The sequence below is a fragment of the Serratia sp. CY44782 genome, assembly GCF_052168715.1.
In the GTDB taxonomy this organism is placed as follows: Bacteria; Pseudomonadota; Gammaproteobacteria; order Enterobacterales; family Enterobacteriaceae; genus Serratia; species Serratia nevei.
The window spans coordinates 400,833-419,896 of sequence record NZ_JBJNME010000004.1 but is presented as its reverse complement, the minus strand read 5'-3'; the positions used below and the strand labels follow the sequence as shown (position 1 = coordinate 419,896).

Genomic DNA, 19,064 nt, shown 5'->3' with positions numbered 1-19,064 from the left:
AGGCGCAGTGTGGCGGCCGGTCATCACCACCGTGGCGCCACGCCGAAACAGCTCGGCGGCGATCGCTTCGCCGATGCCGGTGGAAGCGCCGGTCACCAGCGCCACCCGATGTTTGAAATCTTGCATAACCGCTCTCCTGCAACGTTGAACTCAGGGGAACAGGCTAGCGCCGACCGGTGACAGTTTGCGGCAGCAGCGACAGCGCAGCACGTAATGCGCTCACAAACGCCGCAAAGCCCGCTATTTTATGCCTACTTTTTCTCATGCGAGACACCCTGTGGATACCCAACGCTACCTGCAGCATATCGGCTTTACCGGCGCCGCCCGCCCTGACCTCCCCACGTTGCAACAGCTGCACCATCGCCACATGCTGAGCGTCCCGTTCGAGAATCTGAGCATTATTTATCATCAGGGCATCCGGCTGACGCCGGAGGCGCTGTTCAGCAAGGTGGTCGAGCGCAACCGCGGCGGTTTCTGTTATGAGCTGAACACGCTGTTCGCTCTGCTGCTGCGCGAGATCGGTTTCAAGGTGAGCTTCATCTCCGGCGAGATCCGCGCGCGCGACGGCCATTTCGGCCCGCCCTACGACCACCTGGCGCTGCGGGTGGATCTGGAAGATCAAGCATGGCTGGTAGACGTCGGTTTCGGCGATTCCTTCCTGACGCCGCTGAAGATCGTCATCGCCGAGCCGCAACCGCAGGCCAGCGGCACCTTCCACCTGGAACGGGAAGGCGAGTATTACCTGCTGGAGCGCCGCAACGGCGACCAACGTTCGCATGCCAAAACCCTGTATCGCTTTACCGTTCAGCCACGCGAGCTGCACGAGTTCGACGAGATGTGCCGCTTCCACAGCACCTCGCCGCAGTCGCATTTCACCCAGCGCCTGGTGTGTTCACGGCCGACGGACCACGGCCGGGTGACCCTCAGCGACATGAAGCTGATCGTGACCGAAGATCACCAGCGCCACGAAACGACGTTGCATTCGGAAGAGGAACGGCGCGCCGCGCTGTGGCAGCATTTCGCCATCGATTTGGATCGTTGAGGGCGCCGGCGGCGCCCTTTTATTACGATTCTGTTACACCGATTGCATAACCGCGCTTGGCTGATTGCCAGCACCGCGGCGGCAGGCATCATAGGGCCATGATTCGGCAACAGAGTGCGAAAAATGATCCGTGTGATACTGGTGGATGACCATGTGGTGGTGCGCTCCGGCTTTGCGCAGTTGCTCAACCTCGAGGACGATCTCGACGTGGTGGGGCAATACAGCAGCGCGGCGGCGGCCTGGCCGGCATTGCTGCGCGACGACGTCAACGTCGCGGTGATGGATATCGCCATGCCGGATGAAAACGGCCTCAGCCTGTTGAAACGCCTGCGGGCGCAGAAGCCGCAGTTCCGCGCGATCATCCTCAGCATCTATGACTCCCCCACCTTCGTGCAGAGCGCGCTGGACGCCGGCGCCAGCGGCTATCTGACCAAACGCTGCGGGCCGGAAGAGCTGGTGCAGGCGGTGCGTTCCGTCGATATGGGTGGCCATTACCTGTGCGCCGACGCGCTGCGTGCGCTGCGCGGCGGCGAGCGGCCGGCCACCGCGCTGGAAGTGCTGACCCCACGCGAGCGTGAAATCTTCGATCTGCTGGTCAAAGGCGACAGCGTAAAGGAGATCGCTTTCAAGCTCGATCTCAGCCATAAAACGGTGCACGTGCATCGCGCCAACGTCCTGGGCAAGCTGCAGTGCAACAGCACCATCGAGCTGGTGCATTTCGCTCTCGACCATCAGCTGCTGGCGGGGCATTGATGTCGCCCCGCTTCCGGCCCTGGGTTATCTCGCTGTTTATTCTGTTGGCCTGGGGCAGCGGCTGGCTGATGCTGTGGACGCTCGGTTTCTATCTGACCCGCAACGGCAACCAGGCGGCGCTGTTTCTGCCGCACGGCGTCTATCTCGCGCTGCTGATCCTGCTGGCGCGTCGCTATTGGCCCGCCTTGATCGTGCCGCCGATCCTGCTGCTGTTCTGGCTGCACGGCGAACGCCTGCTGAGCGGCTACGGCCTGCTGGCCGCGCCGTTTATCACCCTGTTTCCGGCTGCGGTAGCGCAACGACTCTGGCACCGTTTTCCGCTCTACTGGCAGCGGCTGACGCTGCTGCTGGCTGCGGTGACCGCCGCCTCGTTGCTCAACACTGCCCTGCTTTCACCGTTTGTGCCAAGCCCGGCGATGCTGCTTGGCCTGGCGTCGTTTACCGGCGGCGTCTTGCTGACCCCGTTCGTCTATCTGATCTTTGAATTTCTGCGCCAGCAGCACCGTTACCACCTGCTGGGGCTGGACACCCCCAACCCGCCGCTGCGCGCGTCCTTAATCATCTGGTGCAGCCTGTTTTTCGTTATCGGCATCGGTACGCAGATGGTGCTGTCGCCGGAAATCGAGCGCCTGCTGCTGATCGTGGTGTTTCTGCCGAACGTGGTGATGGCGTGGAAGTTCGGCTGGCAGGGCGGTGTGCTGTCTGGCCTGCTCGGCAGCATGATGATCACCCTCGCCCGGCAGGTCGGCGTGGGGTTCGGCAACCTGGTCGAGCTGGAAATCTTTCTGGCGACGCAGGCGCTGCTCGGCATCGGCCTGGGCATCGCCATCAGCCGCCAGCAGCACCTGGCGCAAAACCTGCACCACTATCAGCGTCGCCTGGAAGAAGAGCTGGCGGCGCGGCGGGCACTGACCGAAAAACTGATCCACACCGAAGAAGACACGCGGAAAAACCTAGCGCGCGAGCTGCACGATGAAATCGGCCAGAACATCACCGCGATTCAAATCCAGTCGCAGCTGGTCAAACGGGCGCACGATCCGGCGCAAACCCAGGCCGCCGCGCACCAGATAGGCGAGCTCGCCCGGCGCATTCATCACTCCACGCGCCAGCTGCTGCGCCAGCTTCGGCCGCCCGCGCTGGACGAGCTGGCGTTCAAAGAGGCGCTTCACCACCTGCTAAGCGAATTCGCCTTTGCCGAACGGGGCATCCACTGCCGTTTCGATTACCGGCTGAGCGACACGCCCGCCGGCGAAACGGTGCGCTTCACCCTCTACCGCCTGCTGCAAGAACTGCTCAACAACGTGTGCAAACACGCCGAGGCCAGCGAAGTCGCCATCGTTTTGTATCAACAGGGGCCGCTTTTGCACCTCGAGGTACGGGACAACGGCATCGGCATCCGTGCGGACAAGGTGCCCGGCCTCGGCATTCAGGGGATGCGCGAGCGGGTCAGCGCGCTGGGCGGCGAGCTGACGCTGGAAACGCAGTGCGGCACGCGGGTAATTGTTAACCTGCCCACAAATTTGCAACAAACCGCCGGCTAACTAGGAAAAAGTCTTAGCCACTCCGGACTTTATCTCATCCCCTTTCCCTTTCACCTTCTTATAGTCACCACCAGGGAGGCGGCTATGCAGGCACGCTCGGCATCTGAAATCGATCATCGTTACCGCGCGCTGCGCCCGCGACTGCTGCTGTACATGGTCATCGGGTACGCCGCCTTTTACCTGACGCGCAAAAGCGTGAATTACGTGCTGCCGGCGCTGCAAACGGATTTGGGCCTGGATAAAGGGGACATCGGCCTGCTCGGCTCGCTGTTTTACCTGAGCTACGGCCTGTCGAAATTCGCCGCCGGGCTGTGGCACGACGGCCACGGGCAGCGCAGGTTTATGGGGATCGGCCTGTTCGCCACCGGCTTGCTGAACGTGGCGTTTGCCTTCGGCGAATCGCTGACGCTGCTGCTGGCGGTCTGGGCGCTGAACGGCTTCTTTCAGGGCTGGGGCTGGCCGCCCTGCGCGCGGCTGCTGACCCACTGGTATTCGCGCAACGAGCGCGGCTTCTGGTGGGGCTGCTGGAACATGTCGATCAACCTCGGCGGCGCGATCGTGCCGCTGATCAGCGCCTTCGCTGCCCAGCGCTGGGGCTGGCAGGCGGCGATGCTGATCCCGGGCGCCGTCAGCATGGTGTTGGGCCTCTGGCTCACGCAGCAGCTGACAGGCACGCCGCAGGAAGAAGGCCTGCCGTCGGTCGGCCAGTGGCGCCACGATCCGCTGGAGCTGCGCCAGGAACAGCAAAGCCCGCCGATGGGGCTGTGGCAGATGTTGCGCACCACGATGCTGAAGAACCCGATGATCTGGCTGCTCGGCGTCTCTTACGTGCTGGTCTACCTGATCCGCATCGCGTTGAACGACTGGGGCAATCTCTGGCTGACCGAAAGCCACGGCGTTAACCTGCTCAGCGCCAACGCCACGGTGATGCTGTTCGAGATAGGCGGCCTGCTCGGCGCGCTGTTCGCCGGCTGGGGTTCGGATGTGCTGTTCGGCGGGCAGCGCGCGCCGATGATTTTGCTGTTCACGCTCGGGCTGATGGTTTCCGTCGCCGCGCTGTGGCTGGCGCCGGTGCATCACTACGCGCTGCTGGCGGGCTGTTTCTTTACGGTGGGCTTTTTTGTCTTCGGCCCGCAGATGCTGATTGGCCTCGCCGCCGTGGAATGCGGGCACAAAGGCGCAGCGGGCTCCATCACCGGTTTTCTCGGCCTGTTCGCCTACCTGGGGGCAGCGCTGGCGGGCTGGCCGCTGTCGCAGGTCATCGAAGGCTACGGCTGGTCAGGCATGTTCAGTTTGCTGTCGATCGCCGCCGTTCTTATGGGTTTATTGCTGATGCCGCTGCTGATGGCGAGCGTCGCCACCTCTACCGAGAGAAGGATAAAACAATGAAAAAAATGTGGGTCACGACTCTGATAGCTTCCGGCATCGCGCTGGCCACGCTGAGCGGCGCCGCGCACGCCAAGGGCCGCCTGGTGGTTTACTGCAGCGCCACCAATGAAATGTGCGAAGCGGAGACCAAAGCCTTCGGCGAGAAATATGACGTGAAAACCTCGTTCATCCGCAACGGCTCCGGCAGCACGCTGGCGAAAGTGGACGCCGAGAAGAAAAACCCGCAGGCGGACGTCTGGTACGGCGGCACGCTCGATCCGCAATCCCAGGCCGGTGAAATGGGGCTGCTGCAGCCCTACAAATCGCCGAACCTCGAACAGGTGATGCAACAATTCCGCGACCCGGCGAAGCTGAAAGGCAACTACTCCTCGGCGGTCTACGTCGGCATTCTCGGCTTCGGCGTCAATACCCAGCGCCTGAAAGAGAAAAACCTGCCGGTGCCCAAGTGCTGGAAAGACCTGACCAAACCGGAATACAAAGGCGAGATTCAAATCGCCGATCCGCAGAGCTCCGGCACCGCCTATACCGCGCTGGCGACCTTTGCCCAGCTGTGGGGAGACGATCAGGCCTTCGATTACCTCAAGCAGCTGAACGCCAACGTCTCGCAGTACACCAAGTCCGGCATTGCCCCGGCGCGCAACGCCGCCCGCGGTGAAACGGCGATCGGCATCGGTTTCCTGCATGACTACTCACTCGAAAAAGAACAGGGCGCGCCGCTTGAGCTGATCTCGCCTTGTGAAGGCACCGGCTACGAAATCGGCGGCGTCAGCATCCTCAAAGGCGCACGTAACCTCGACAACGCCAAGCTGTTTGTGGATTGGGTGCTGTCGAAAGAGGCGCAGGAACTGGCATGGCAGAAAGGCAAGTCCTATCAGATCCTGACCAACACCACCGCCGCTACCTCGCCGAACTCGCTGAAGCTCGACGACCTGAAGCTGATCAACTACGACATGGACAAGTACGGCTCGACCGAGGTCCGCAAGGCGCTGATCAATAAATGGGTCAGCGAAGTCAAGATGGGTAAATAAGCCCACATTCTGCGCCTGTTGCCGGGTAAGCCTCACGCCTTACCCGGCCTGAACATCCGGGAAACTTATGTCACATACACATGCACTCCATCTCGTGAAAAAACGAGATGCGATATTCCTTTGGGTCTTGCTTGGCTGGCTGGCGTTCGCCCTGCTGCCGAGCTGGAGCCTGGATTACGGCCTGCTGGAGTCCACCGGCGATGAAATCCTCGCGGCCTACGGCTGGTCACACCGCAATGTCAGCTGGCTATGGTGCCTGTTGCCGAGCCTGCTGCTGCTTCGCCCTTACGCCTCGGCGGGCGGTGAACGGCGGCGGCGCCACGCGTTCGATGCCGGCTGGGCGCTGCTGTGCATGGCCTTTATCGTCGTCAGCGCCACGGTGACGGGGCGCGGTCTAGGCTACGCCACCCTGGTGCAATTGACCGCGCTGGGCGCCATCATGACGCTGGCGCTGACCCGCCTCGAATGGCTGGGCGGCGACCGTTTCGTTATCGGTGCGCTGGTCACCATCGTGGCGCTGATCGGCGTCTTCATCGTCTGGCCGAGCATCGCGATTTTCATTCCGATGTTCACCGACCAGGCGGGGGCATTCGCGCCGCTGGCGTTTATGAACGTGCTGTCGCAGGCGCATATCGTTCAGGTGATCCTCAACTCCATCGCCCTGTCGATCGCGGTCGGCGCCGGCTGCACCTTCTTCGGCCTGGTGCTGGCGATTTACACCACCCGCATCGCCAAGCGCAGCGCCATTATCGGCCGCATCTTCTCCATCCTGCCCATCGTCACGCCGCCGTTCGTCGTCGGCCTGGGCGTCACGCTGATGATGGGGCGCTCCGGCTACGTCACCGAGTGGATGGTGGCCTGGTTCGGCCTGACCAACACCAACTGGCTGTACGGCTTTACCGGCATCTGGCTGGCGCAGGTGCTGGCGTTCACGCCGATGGCGTTCATGATCCTCGACGGCGCGATCAAGACCATTCATCCTTCGCTGGAAGAAGCCTCCTACACCCTGCGCGCCAGCCGTTGGCAAACCTTTAACGGCGTGTTCGTGCCGCTGCTGAAACCGCCGCTGGCCAACGCGTTTCTGATCGTGGTGGTGCAATCGCTGGCCGACTTCAGCAACCCGCTGGTGCTCGGCGGCAACTTCGACGTGCTGGCGACGCAAATCTATTTCTACATCACCGGCTCGCAGCTCGACTATCAGGCCGCCAGCACCCTCGGCGCCTTCCTGCTGCTGTTCTCGCTGCTGGTGTTCTGCATCCAGTACCTGTGGATCGGCAAGCGTTCCTACGTCACCGTGTCCGGCAAATCCTATCGCGGCGACGTACAGCCGCTGCCGGTCACGCTGGTGTGGGGCGTGATCGCGTTGCTGGCGGTGTGGGTAGCCTTTAACGCCCTGCTCTACGGCAGCATTTTCTACGGCAGCTTCACCGTCAACTGGGGAGTGGATTACACGCTGACGCTGGATAACTTCATCAAGCTGTTCGGCCAGGGCATGAGCGACGGCGCGTGGCCTTCGCTGCTCGACACGCTGCTGTACGCCGCGATCGCCGCGCCGATCACCGCCGCCTTCGGCCTGCTGATCGCCTGGATCGTGGTGCGCCAGCAGTTCAGGGGCAAAAAGACCATCGAGTTCACCACCATGCTGTGTTTTGCGGTGCCGGGCACCGTGGCGGGCGTCTCTTACATTCTCGCCTTCAACAGCGCACCGGTGTACCTCACCGGGACGGCCGCCATCGTGATTATCTCGATGGTGATGCGCAACGTGCCGGTGGGCATTCGCGCCGGGATCGCCGGGCTGGGCCAGATAGACAAATCGCTGGACGAAGCCTCGCTCAGCCTGCGCGCCGGCTCGCTGCGCACCATTACGCACATCCTGCTGCCGCTGCTGCGCCCGGCGATCCTGTCGGCGCTGATCTACAGCTTCGTGCGCGCCATCACCACCGTCAGCGCCATCGTTTTCCTGGTGACGCCCGATACCCGCGTGGCCACCGCCTACATCCTCAACCGCGTGGAAGACGGCGAATACGGCGTGGCGATCGCCTACGGTTCAATTCTGATCGTGGTGATGCTGGCGATTATTTTCCTCTTTGACTGGCTGATCGGCGAGGCACGCATCTCCCGTTCAAAAGCCAAAAACCAGGCGTAATGGAGCCCATGATGAGCCAGAAAAATTTCGTTGAACTGCGCAACGTCTCCAAACGGTTCGGCAGCAACACGGTGATCGATAACATCACGCTCACCATCCCTCGGGGGCAGATGGTGACGCTGCTCGGCCCTTCCGGCTGCGGCAAGACCACCATTTTGCGCCTGGTCGCCGGGCTGGAGAAACCGAGCGACGGGCAAATATTCATTGATGGCGAAGACGTTACCCATCGTTCCATCCAACAGCGTGACATCTGCATGGTGTTTCAGTCTTATGCCCTGTTCCCGCACATGTCGCTGGGAGAAAACGTCGGCTATGGGCTGAAGATGCTCGGCATTCCGCGCGCCGAAGTGAAAGCTCGCGTGCAGGAAGCGCTGGCGATGGTGGATCTGGCAGGGTTCGACGATCGCTATGTCGATCAGATCTCCGGCGGCCAACAGCAGCGCGTGGCGCTGGCGCGCGCGCTGATCCTCAAGCCGAAAGTGCTGTTGTTCGACGAGCCGTTGAGCAACCTCGACGCCAACCTGCGCCGCAGCATGCGCGAAAAGATCCGCGAACTGCAAAAGCAGTTTGATATCACGTCGCTGTACGTCACTCACGATCAGAGCGAGGCTTTCGCGGTCTCAGACACCGTGCTGGTGATGAACAAGGGGCATATCATGCAGATAGGCTCGCCGCAGGATCTCTATCGGCAGCCGGCGTCGCGCTTTATGGCGAGCTTTATGGGGGACGCCAACCTGTTCCCGGCCGGCTTCAGCGCGGACTATGTCGATATCAGCGGCTATCGCCTGCCGCGTCCCGCGCACTTTGCCACCGAAGGCGCCGGCACGGTGGGCGTGCGGCCGGAAGCGATCACGCTGAGCGAGCACGGCGAGGAAAGCCAGCGCTGCGTGATCCAGCATGTCGCCTACATGGGGCCGCAGTATGAAGTCACGGTGGCGTGGCATGGGCAGCAGATTTTGCTGCAGGTTAACGCTACTCGCCTGCAGCCCAACGTCGGCGAACATTATTATCTGGAAATTCACCCCTACGGCATGTTTATGCTGGCGGACGCGGCATAATAAGCATCACTCTTAAGCGTTAGAATAACGGTCATTCCTCATGGAATGGCCGTAAATAACCGACAAAAAAACCGTATTTATCTATTTTTACAATTCCACCCAAGTTCTTGTTCAGCCAAGAAATAAATATATCCCAATCCATTAAAAAATAACCACCTGGGCCACCAAGGGTGATATTTTTATTTAGATGGGGTAAGCTTAATCCCGCAGTAGAAATTATTTAACGGCCAACTCAAGGAGAAATTCATGAGCAACAATGCAAACGCACAGGCGCAGCTGGATAATTTACGCAACGTCGCTTCCCAGCTGAAGGAAATGCGCCACTATGCGCAGTCGAACACCGAAACGCTCTCCGCACACTGGCTGGACTTCGATCAGGGGGAATGCAAAAATAAGGCATTCGCCGAAGCCATTAACGACCTGTTGAATAAACAGGGTGCCTGCCTGGAAGGGCTGGAAAAAACCATTCAGGATATCGAGATAGAATTGAACCGTCTCGACAAAGCCGCCTGATAATACCGATTTAAATAAACCCGCCGCGTGCGGGTTTATTTTTAGCTACGGCAGATGACGCGCGCAATATCCCCCGATGTCGTCAGCGCGCGTATTTCGCTGAACAGTTCGGTGGCTTCGTCATATTCTTTGCGCAAATAACCCAGCCACTGTTTGATGCGCGCCACATGATACAGGCCGGTGTCGCCCTGCTTTTCCAGATGGACGTATTTTTGCAGCAGCTCAACCACCTGCGGCCAGGGCATGCGCGGTTCGTTGTACTTCACCACCCGGCTCAGGTTTGGCACGTTGAGCGCGCCGCGCCCCAGCATGATGGCGTCACAGCCGGTCGCCTGCAGGCAATCCTGCGCGCTCTGGTAATCCCAGATCTCGCCGTTGGCGATCACCGGGATGCTCAGCCGCTGACGGATCTCGCCGATCGCCGCCCAGTTGATGCGATCCGCCTTATAGCCGTCCTCTTTGGTGCGGCCGTGCACCGTCAGCTCGCTGGCGCCCGCCTGTTGCACCGCATCGGCGATTTCAAAACTGCGGCTGGAGGAGTCCCAGCCCAGGCGCACCTTCACCGTGACCGGCAGATGGGCCGGCACCGCCGCGCGCATCGCTTTGGCGCCCTGGTAGATCAATTCCGGATCTTTGAGCAGCGTCGCCCCGCCACCGCTGCCGTTCACCAGCTTGGACGGGCAGCCGCAGTTGAGATCGACGCCGTAAGAGCCCAATTCCACCGCGCGCGCGGCGTTCTCCGCCAGCCACTGTGGGTACTGCCCCAGCAGCTGTACGCGCACCAGCGTGCCCGACGGCGTGCGGCTGGCGTGGCGCAGTTCCGGGCACAGCCGGTAGAACGATTTGGCCGGCAGCAGCTGATCGACCACGCGCAAAAATTCGGTGATGCACAGATCGTAGTCGTTCACGTCGGTGAGCAACTCACGCACCAAAGAATCGAGAACGCCCTCCATCGGAGCCAATAATACGCGCATGACCAATCCCAGCTAAAAAAAGACCCGCAATGATACGGGTGAATGCCCGCGCCAGACAAGCCTCTGCGGGCATTAAAAGCGCCGTCAGCCCAGCCGGCGGATCGGTTGGCCGGCGAGGAATGCCGCAATGTCCTCGACCGCCTCGGTGAAGTAGGCGCGGTAGTTGTCGTCCGCCACGTAACCCACGTGCGGCGTCGCCAGCACGTTGGGCAGCTGACGAAACGCATCGTCGGCCGGCAGCGGCTCCGTCTCGAACACGTCCAGCCCGGCGCCGGCGATCTTCCGCTGTTGCAGCACGTCCACCAATGCCGCCCGATCGACGATGCCCGCACGCGCGGTGTTGATCAGGTAAGCGGTGGGCTTCATCGCCGTCAATTCGTCGCGCCCCACCAGCCCGCGGCTGCGATCGCTCAACACCAGGTGGATAGAGACAAAATCGCTCTGCTCGAACAGCGCCCGTTTGGACGGCGCCAACAGGGCCCCCTCCTGCGCCGCCCGTTCCGCCGTCAGGTTCTGGCTCCAGGCCAGCACCCGCATGCCGAACGCCTGCGCCACCTTGGCCATCTGGCCGCCGATCTTGCCCAGCCCCAGCAGCCCCAGCGTTTTCCCCTGCAGAGTAACGCCGAGATCCCGCTGCCACGGGCCGTTGTTTTTCAGCCCGACGCTTTCCGGCACGATATGCTTCGCCAGCCCGAGCAGCAGCGCCCAGGTCAGCTCCATCGGCGCCGCCGATCCGCTGCGGGTGCCGCACACCACTACGCCGCGCTCGGCGGCCGCGGCCAAATCGATAGAAGCGTTGCGCATGCCGGAGGTGATCAGCAGCTTCAGCTTCGGCAGCCGCGCCAGCAGCGAGGCGGTCATCGGCGTGCGCTCGCGCATGATGACCAGAATGTCGCACTCCTGCAGATGCACCGCCAGCTCCGTTTCATCGGTAAAGTGCGCGCTGATGGCGGACACCTCCACCCGATCGGCCAGCGCCGACCAGTCTGCCATCTTGAGCGCCACCTGCTGGTAATCATCGAGAATTGCGCACTTCAATTTCATCTCCGTCTCCTGGAATGTAGGGTTAGCCACCGTCCAGCCTAGTACGAAAATGCCGTTCCGCCAGGCAAAAAAAAAGCCGCCCGTATCGGCGGCTTACTCTTTGAGCAATCAGGCTTATTCAGCCGGTTTGCGGTTGCGTGGGCGACGCGAAGCCGGTGCGCCGGAACGGCGCTGGCCATCACCCTGCGGGCGGGCGTTACCGTTGCCGTTGCCGTTGCCGCGGTTTTCACGCTGGCCGCCGTTCGCGTTGCCGCTGCGCTGACCGCCGCCGTTACCGGAACGCTGGCCACCGCCGTTGCCGCGCGGGGCGCCGCGCCCGCCACCCTGACGGCCGTTGATGATCGGCTCGGCCTTGATGGTCGGATCCGGATCGTAACCCGGCAGCGCGATGCGTGGAATTTCACGCTTCAGCAGCCGCTCGATGTCGCGCAGCAGCTTGTGCTCATCCACGCACACCAGCGAGATAGCTTCGCCGGTGCGCTCCGCACGGCCGGTACGGCCGATGCGGTGCACGTAGTCTTCCGGCACGTTAGGCAGCTCGTAGTTCACCACGTGCGGCAGCTGGTCGATATCCAGGCCGCGCGCCGCGATGTCGGTCGCCACCAGCACGCGGATGCGGCCGTCTTTGAAGTCGGCCAGCGCACGGGTACGGGCGCCCTGGCTCTTGTTTCCGTGGATCGCCGCTGCGGTGATGCCGTCTTTGTTCAGCTGCTCCGCCAGGTGGTTGGCGCCGTGCTTGGTGCGGGTAAACACCAGCACCTGTTTCCAGTCGCCTTCGCCGATCATCTGCGACAGCAGTTCCCGCTTACGCTTCTTGTCGACGAAGTGCACGCTCTGCTCGATCTGCTCAGACGCGGTGTTGCGGCGCGCCACTTCTACCGAAGCCGGGTTGTGCAGCAGCTTGTTGGCCAGCGCCTTGATGTCGTCGGAGAAGGTCGCGGAGAACAGCAGGTTCTGACGCTTGGCGGGCAGCTTGGCCAGCACGCGGCGGATGTCGTGGATAAAGCCCATGTCCAGCATGCGGTCCGCTTCGTCCAGCACCAGAATTTCGATTTTGGACAGGTCAACCGCGTTCTGATGTTCCAGATCCAGCAGACGGCCCGGCGTTGCCACCAGGATATCGACGCCACCGCGCAGCTTCATCATCTGCGGGTTGATGCTCACGCCGCCAAACACCACCAGCGAACGCAGGCGCAGGTGTTTGCTGTAGGCATCGACGTTTTCGCCGATCTGCGCCGCCAGCTCACGGGTTGGCGTCAGGATCAGCGCGCGCACCGGGCGACGGCCCTTGACCGGATGGTCATGCTTGCTCAGCAGCTGCAACAGCGGCAGGGTAAAACCGGCGGTTTTACCGGTGCCGGTCTGGGCGCTGGCCATCAGGTCACGACCTTCCAGCACGACAGGGATAGCCTGACGCTGAATTGGCGTCGGTTCGCGATAGCCCTGTTCTTCAACAGCGCGCACAATTTCAGCACTTAAGCCGAGGGTTTCAAATGACATAAAGAGAAAAACTCCAGATCCCCCCTAACCTAACGGTGTTCGGTGCAGTTTCCTGGGAGGATGATCAGACGGGGCATTAAGCATGACCACGAGGGATTGGCACAAACTGCAGTGCACCAGGCGGCGATTGTAACAGAAGTCGCGCAATAAAAAGCACTTTTACGCACCCAGAGCACAATCTGCCGTAAATTCAGCATTGTCTGAAGCCGATCACATAACTCATTGTGATTAGAGGTTGCGTTTTAAACAATCTGGCATAAAGTTAATCATATGATTGATTAACTTTGAGCGTGCCCCATGCCAGCTTCCGTCCCTCATCAGGCCGCCGGCCGAGCGCGCGGCGAGCAAACGCGCCGGCAGCTGCTCGCCGCGGCGACCGAACTGTTCGGCGAATGCGGCCTGGAAGGCGCCACCACCCGCGACATCGCCCAACGGGCCGGCCAGAATATCGCCGCCATCACCTATTACTTCAGCTCCAAAGAGGGGCTGTACCTGGCCGTGGCGCAGTCGCTCGCCGATTTCATCCAGCAGGCGTTCGCCCCGCTAGCCGAGGAGGTCGATCGCTTCTGGCAACAGTCCGCCGCGCAGCGCTCACCCGACGCGGCGCTGCGTTTGCTGCAGCGTGGCCTGCTGGCCTTCAGCGAACTGATGACCCAGCCGCACACGCTGAACCTGAGCAAAATCATGTCGCGCGAACAGCTCGCCCCGACCGAGGCCTACCCGCTGATCCACAGCCAGGTGATCGCGCCGATGCACGCGCGGCTCTGCCGCCTGCTGGCGGCCGCGACCGGCATCGACGACCAGGCGACCCGCCTCGTGCTGCATACCCATGCGCTGATCGGCGAGGTGCTGTCGTTTCGCGTGGCGCGCGAAACCATCCGCCGCCAGGCCGGTTGGCAAGCCATTGGCGAGGACGAAGCGGCGCAGATCGGCGCCGTGCTGAGCGAACATATTGAGATTCTGGTTACCGGGCTGCGCCAACGTCACGGCGCGTAAATTCAGGCAGGGAGTGTTATGAACAAAAAACGCAGTGCCTTGATCGTGTTGTTAATTCTGCTGATCGCGGCCGCCGCTTACGGGGTATGGCATTACCAACAACAGCAGGATAAGCCGCTGACGCTGTACGGCAACGTCGACATCCGCACGGTGAACCTCGGCTTTCGCGTCGATGGCCGCCTGGCGTCGCTGACGGTGGATGAAGGCGATGCCGTTCAGCCGGGCCAGCTGCTCGGCAAACTGGACGACGCGCCCTACCGCAACGCGCTGCAGCAGGCCGAAGCCAACGTCGGCAGCGCGCGCGCCAAGCTGTCGCTGCTGCAGGCCGGCTACCGCAGCGAAGAGATCGCCCAGGTACGGTCGGAAATGGCGCAGCGCCAGTCCGCCTTCGCCTACGCCGACAGCTTCCTGAAACGCCAGCAGGGGCTGTGGGCGAAAAACGCCACCTCCGCCGACGCGCTGGAGGATGCGCGCACCGCCCGCAATCAGGCGCAGGCCAACTTGCAGGCGGCGAAAGACAAGCTGTCGCAATACCTCAGCGGCAACCGCCCGCAAGAAATCGAACAGGCCAAGGCCGACGTGGCACAGAGCGAGGCGGCGCTGGCACAGGCGCAGTTGAACCTGCAAGACGCCACGCTGGTCTCCCCTTCCGCCGGTACGGTACTGACCCGCGCGGTGGAGCCGGGCACCATGCTCGGCGCCGGCGGCACGGTCTTCACCCTGTCGCTGACCCGGCCGGTGTGGGTGCGCGCCTACGTCAACGAAACCAGCCTGAACCAGACGGTGCCCGGCACCGAACTGGAGATCTACACCGACGGCCGCCCCAACAAGCCTTACCACGGCAAGATCGGTTTCGTCTCGCCGACCGCGGAATTCACGCCGAAAAGCGTTGAAACGCCGGATCTGCGCACCGATTTGGTGTACCGCCTGCGGGTGATCGTCACCGACGCCGACGACGCGCTGCGCCAGGGCATGCCGGTCACCCTGCGCTTCGCCAAACCCTGAGGCCGGCCATGGAACAGGCGCACACCATTGAGCTGGAAGGGCTAGAGAAGCGCTTCCCGTCGCTTGAGAAACCGGCGGTCGCCAGCCTGACCACCACCCTGCGCAGCGGCGAGGTCATTGGGCTGGTCGGCCCGGATGGCGCCGGCAAAACCACCCTGCTGCGCATGCTGGCCGGGTTGCTACAGCCCAGCAGCGGCAAACTGCGGGTCGCCGGGCTGGATCCGATCGCGCAGGATCGTCAACTGCACGCGATCCTCGGCTACATGCCGCAGAAGTTCGGGCTGTATGAGGATCTGACGGTGATGGAGAACCTGACGCTGTACGCCGATCTGCGCGGCGTCACCGGCGATCTTCGCCGCCAGACCTTCGAGCGCCTGTTGAAATTCACCGATCTGACCCGCTTCACCGAGCGCCTGGCGGGCAAGCTGTCCGGCGGTATGAAGCAGAAACTCGGCCTGGCCTGCACGCTGGTGGGCGAACCTCAAGTGCTGTTGCTGGATGAGCCGGGCGTCGGCGTCGACCCGATCTCGCGCCGCGAGCTGTGGCGCATGGTGCACGAACTGGCCAACGACGGCATGCTGATCCTGTGGAGCACCTCTTATCTCGACGAGGCCGAACAGTGCCGCGAAGTGCTGCTGCTCAACGAGGGCGAGCTGCTGTTCAGCGGCGCACCGCAGGAGCTGACCCGCCGTATGGCCGGGCGCACGGTGTTGATCGCCGCGCCCCCCGGCAGCCATCGATCGCTGCTGCAGCGGGCGATCTGCCTGCCGGCGGTCACCGATGGGGTGATCCAGGGTAAGTATCTGCGCCTGATCCTGAAGGAAGGCGAAGATCACCGCCGGCTGTTGCAGGCGCTGGATCTGCCGGACGCCGAACTGGACGAAGCGGATCCGCGCTTCGAGGATGCGTTTATCGATCTGCTCGGCGGCGGCCCCAACCACCGCTCGGCGCTGGCGGAGATCATGCCGACCGTCAACGGCGCAAGCGGTGAAACGGTGATCGAAGCGGTGCAGCTGACCAAAAAATTCGGCGACTTCGCCGCTACCGATCACGTTGATTTCCAGGTGCGGCGCGGCGAAATTTTCGGCCTGCTCGGGCCGAACGGCGCCGGCAAGTCCACCACCTTTAAAATGATGTGCGGCCTGCTGATCCCCTCCAGCGGCAAGGCGCTGGTGCTGGGGATGGATCTCAAGACCAGCTCCGGCCAGGCGCGCCAGCGCCTCGGCTACATGGCGCAAAAATTCTCGCTGTACGGCAACCTGACGGTGGCGCAGAACCTGAAGTTCTTCTCCGGCGTCTACGGCCTGAGCGGCAAGGCGCAGCGCGACAAAATCGACGAGATGTCGCGCGCCTTCAACTTCGCGCCGATCCTCGATCAGACGCCGGACGCGCTGCCGCTCGGCTTCAAACAGCGCCTGGCGCTGGCCTGCGCGCTGATGCACGAACCGGATATCCTGTTCCTCGACGAACCGACTTCCGGCGTCGATCCGCTGACGCGGCGCGAGTTCTGGTTGCACATCAACGGCATGGTCGACAAGGGCGTCACGGTGATGGTGACCACCCACTTTATGGACGAAGCGGAGTACTGCGACCGCATCGGCCTGGTGTACCGCGGCAAGATCATCGCTGCCGGCACGCCGGACGATCTCAAACAGCAGGTGGCGCGCGACGACAATCCCAACCCCTCGATGGAGCAGGCATTTATCGAGCTGGTGCAGGGTTACGATGAGGAGGAATCACGGTGAGCGATAACCGCACCCCAATCGACGACGGCGGCTTCTCCTGGCGCCGGCTGCGCGCGCTGTGCCTGAAAGAAACGCGGCAGATACTGCGCGATCCCAGCAGCGGCCTGATCGCCTTCGTCATCCCGCTGATGCTGCTGTTTATCTTCGGCTACGGCATCAACCTGGACTCCAGCAAGCTGCATCTGGGCATTCTGATGGAGCAGCAGAGCGAAGACGCGCGCGATCTGGCCCAGGCGTTCGCCGGTTCGCCCTATATCGAACCGACCATCAGCGACAACCGCCAACAGCTGATCCAGCAGATGCAGGCCGGCACGATCCGCGGCCTGGTGGTGATCCCGGTGGATTTCGACCAGCGCATGGCGCGCCCGCACGACAGCGCCCCTATCCAGATCATCACCGACGGCAGCGAGCCGAACACCGCCAACTTCGTGCAGGGCTATGCCCAGGGCGTATGGCAAATTTGGCAGCAGCAGCGCGCCACCGATCGGGGGAACAGCGACAAACCGCTGATTGACGTACAGATGCGCTACTGGTTCAACCCGGCGGCCATCAGCCGGCACTACATCATTCCCGGCGCCATCACCATCATCATGACGGTGATCGGCGCCATCCTCACCTCGCTGGTGATCGCCCGCGAATGGGAGCGCGGCACCATGGAGGCCCTGCTGTCCACCCAGGTGACGCGCAGCGAGCTGCTGCTCTCCAAGCTGATCCCTTATTACTTCCTCGGCATGGCCGCCATGGCGCTGTGCATGGCGGTGGCGGTGTGGGTGCTCGGCGTGCCCTATCGCGGCTCCCTGCCGATCCTGCTGCTGATCAGCAGCCTGTTCCTCGCCAGCACCCTCGGCATGGGTCTGCTGATCTCCACCCTCACCCGCAATCAGTTCAATGCGGCGATGGTGGCGCTGAACGCCGCCTTCCTGCCGTCGATCATGCTGTCCGGCTTCATCTTCCAGATCGACAGCATGCCGGCCATCGTGCGTGCGGTGACCTATATCATTCCGGCGCGCTACTTCGTCAGCACGCTGCAAACGCTGTTCCTGGCGGGCAACGTCGGCACCGTGCTGCTGATCAATCTGCTGTTCCTGATCGCTTCCGCCGTGGTGTTCATCGGCCTGACGGCCTGGAAAACCCAGCGCCGGCTGGATTGAGGAGAAAAAGCGATGTTTCATCGTCTGTTGACGCTCATCATCAAGGAAATGCAGGCGCTGCTGCGCGATCCGCAAACCCGCGCCATTTTAATCATGCCGGTGATCCTGCAGGTGCTGCTGTTCCCGTTCGCCGCGACGCTGGAAGTCACCAACGCCACCATCGCGGTCTACAGCGAGGACAGCGGCCAAGCCTCGGTAGAGCTGACCCAGCGCTTCGCCAAGGCCAAGGCCTTTCAACACGTGCAGCTGCTGCGCAGCCCGCAGGAGATAAAAACCACCATCGACAACCAGCGGGCGCTGCTGCTGATCCGCTTCCCGGCGCAGTTCTCGCGCGATATCGCCACCGGCAACACCGCGCCGCTGCAGCTGCTGCTCGACGGGCGCAACTCCAACAGTGCGCAGATCGCCGCCAACTACGTGCAGCAGATCGTGCAGGAATATCAGAACGAGCTGCTCGGCAACCGCGCCAAACCCAACAACAGCGAGCTGGTGGTGCGCAACTGGTATAACCCGAATCTGGACTACAAATGGTTCGTGGTGCCGTCGCTGATCGCCATGATCACCACCATTGGCGTGCTGATCGTCACCTCGCTGTCGGTGGCGCGCGAACGCGAACAGGGCACGCTGGAACAGCTGCTGGTCTCGCCGCTCACCACCTGGCAGATCTTTATCGGCAAGGCGGTGCCGGCGCTGATCGTCTCCAGCTTCCAGGCCAGCATCGTGCTGCTGATCGGCATCTTCCTGTACCAGATCCCGTTTGCCGGATCGCTGCTGCTGTTCTATGCCACCATGCTGATCTACGGGCTGTCGCTGGTCGGTTTCGGCCTGCTGATCTCGTCGCTGTGCGCCACTCAGCAGCAGGCGTTCATCGGCGTGTTCGTGTTCATGATGCCGGCGATCCTGCTCTCGGGTTACGTCTCGCCGGTGGAGAACATGCCGGTGTGGCTGCAGGATCTGACCTGGGTCAACCCGATACGCCACTTCACCGACATCACCAAGCAGATCTACCTAAAGGACGCCAGCTTCGACATCATCTGGCACAGCCTGTGGCCGCTGCTGGTGATCACCGCCACCACCGGCAGCGCCGCCTACGCGCTGTTCCGCCGCAAAATCGCATAAAAAAAGCTCTGCATGTCACATGCAGAGCTCGGTAAGTCCTGGGGATTTCAAGCTACTGCT

At 62.3% G+C, this 19,064-nt stretch carries 17 protein-coding genes; 13 read left to right on the top strand and 4 right to left on the bottom strand.

Annotated elements, in window-relative coordinates; all coding sequences use genetic code 11:
* A partial coding sequence (locus ACJ8HT_RS10315) for an SDR family NAD(P)-dependent oxidoreductase (protein ID WP_442520129.1) occupies positions 1-126 on the bottom strand: 126 nt, incomplete at its 3' end.
* A gap of 151 nt (positions 127-277) precedes the next feature.
* Between ACJ8HT_RS10315 and ACJ8HT_RS10310 the strand changes: the two genes are divergently transcribed.
* The 8 genes from ACJ8HT_RS10310 (at position 278) to ACJ8HT_RS10275 (ending at position 9,470) form a co-directional block, all read left to right on the top strand.
* Positions 278-1,042, top strand: a complete 765-nt coding sequence (locus ACJ8HT_RS10310) for an arylamine N-acetyltransferase (protein WP_197652220.1) — start codon at positions 278-280, stop codon at positions 1,040-1,042.
* A 123-nt stretch (positions 1,043-1,165) separates the two neighbouring features.
* Positions 1,166-1,795, top strand: a complete 630-nt coding sequence (locus tag ACJ8HT_RS10305; RefSeq protein WP_060429699.1) for a response regulator transcription factor — start codon at positions 1,166-1,168, stop codon at positions 1,793-1,795.
* The gene (locus ACJ8HT_RS10300; RefSeq protein WP_060440479.1) at positions 1,795-3,336 is read left to right on the top strand and encodes an MASE1 domain-containing sensor histidine kinase; all 1,542 of its coding nucleotides are present in this window, start codon (positions 1,795-1,797) and stop codon (positions 3,334-3,336) included. Before ACJ8HT_RS10305 ends, ACJ8HT_RS10300 begins: the two co-directional genes overlap by 1 nt.
* A gap of 60 nt (positions 3,337-3,396) precedes the next feature.
* Complete coding sequence (gene uhpC, locus ACJ8HT_RS10295) at positions 3,397-4,725, top strand: MFS transporter family glucose-6-phosphate receptor UhpC (RefSeq protein WP_225529591.1); 1,329 nt, start codon at positions 3,397-3,399, stop codon at positions 4,723-4,725.
* On the top strand, positions 4,722-5,753 hold the full coding sequence (locus ACJ8HT_RS10290; protein ID WP_060420945.1) for an ABC transporter substrate-binding protein: 1,032 nt from the start codon (positions 4,722-4,724) through the stop codon (positions 5,751-5,753). Before uhpC ends, ACJ8HT_RS10290 begins: the two co-directional genes overlap by 4 nt.
* Before the next feature lie 67 nt (positions 5,754-5,820).
* Positions 5,821-7,899, top strand: coding sequence for an ABC transporter permease (locus ACJ8HT_RS10285; RefSeq protein ID WP_197652221.1), 2,079 nt, complete (start codon positions 5,821-5,823; stop codon positions 7,897-7,899).
* Positions 7,900-7,910: 11 nt separating this feature from the next.
* The gene (gene fbpC, locus ACJ8HT_RS10280) at positions 7,911-8,957 is read left to right on the top strand and encodes a ferric ABC transporter ATP-binding protein (RefSeq protein WP_038879845.1); all 1,047 of its coding nucleotides are present in this window, start codon (positions 7,911-7,913) and stop codon (positions 8,955-8,957) included.
* A gap of 246 nt (positions 8,958-9,203) precedes the next feature.
* Positions 9,204-9,470 carry a hypothetical protein gene (locus tag ACJ8HT_RS10275; protein ID WP_197652222.1) on the top strand — a complete coding sequence of 89 codons (267 nt, stop codon included), beginning with the start codon at positions 9,204-9,206 and terminating at the stop codon, positions 9,468-9,470.
* Between the two features lie 41 nt (positions 9,471-9,511).
* Here the strand turns inward: ACJ8HT_RS10275 and dusC are convergent, their stop codons facing one another.
* The 3 genes from dusC to rhlE form a co-directional block, all read right to left on the bottom strand.
* Complete coding sequence (gene dusC, locus ACJ8HT_RS10270) at positions 9,512-10,444, bottom strand: tRNA dihydrouridine(16) synthase DusC (protein WP_038879839.1); 933 nt, start codon at positions 10,442-10,444, stop codon at positions 9,512-9,514.
* Between the two features lie 84 nt (positions 10,445-10,528).
* Positions 10,529-11,488, bottom strand: coding sequence for a D-2-hydroxyacid dehydrogenase family protein (locus tag ACJ8HT_RS10265; protein WP_197652223.1), 960 nt, complete (start codon positions 11,486-11,488; stop codon positions 10,529-10,531).
* Between the two features lie 114 nt (positions 11,489-11,602).
* Positions 11,603-12,988, bottom strand: a complete 1,386-nt coding sequence (gene rhlE / locus ACJ8HT_RS10260) for an ATP-dependent RNA helicase RhlE (RefSeq protein WP_197652224.1) — start codon at positions 12,986-12,988, stop codon at positions 11,603-11,605.
* Between the two features lie 297 nt (positions 12,989-13,285).
* On the opposite strand from rhlE, the gene cecR reads away from it, so the two are divergent.
* The 5 genes from cecR to ACJ8HT_RS10235 are packed head-to-tail and all read left to right on the top strand — an operon-like array spanning position 13,286 to position 19,004.
* A complete protein-coding gene (gene cecR / locus ACJ8HT_RS10255) occupies positions 13,286-13,984 on the top strand; it encodes a transcriptional regulator CecR (RefSeq protein WP_060420936.1) in 699 nt (232 codons plus the stop codon).
* A gap of 18 nt (positions 13,985-14,002) precedes the next feature.
* Positions 14,003-14,989 (top strand): secretion protein HlyD, encoded by a 987-nt coding sequence (gene hlyD / locus ACJ8HT_RS10250; protein ID WP_197652225.1) that lies wholly within the window; start codon positions 14,003-14,005, stop codon positions 14,987-14,989.
* Between the two features lie 8 nt (positions 14,990-14,997).
* Positions 14,998-16,734 (top strand): ATP-binding cassette domain-containing protein, encoded by a 1,737-nt coding sequence (locus ACJ8HT_RS10245; protein WP_197652226.1) that lies wholly within the window; start codon positions 14,998-15,000, stop codon positions 16,732-16,734.
* On the top strand, positions 16,731-17,885 hold the full coding sequence (locus tag ACJ8HT_RS10240; protein ID WP_038870906.1) for an ABC transporter permease: 1,155 nt from the start codon (positions 16,731-16,733) through the stop codon (positions 17,883-17,885). Before ACJ8HT_RS10245 ends, ACJ8HT_RS10240 begins: the two co-directional genes overlap by 4 nt.
* A 12-nt stretch (positions 17,886-17,897) precedes the next feature.
* Positions 17,898-19,004 (top strand): ABC transporter permease, encoded by a 1,107-nt coding sequence (locus ACJ8HT_RS10235; protein ID WP_197652227.1) that lies wholly within the window; start codon positions 17,898-17,900, stop codon positions 19,002-19,004.
* The last annotated feature ends 60 nt before the right edge of the window (positions 19,005-19,064 follow it).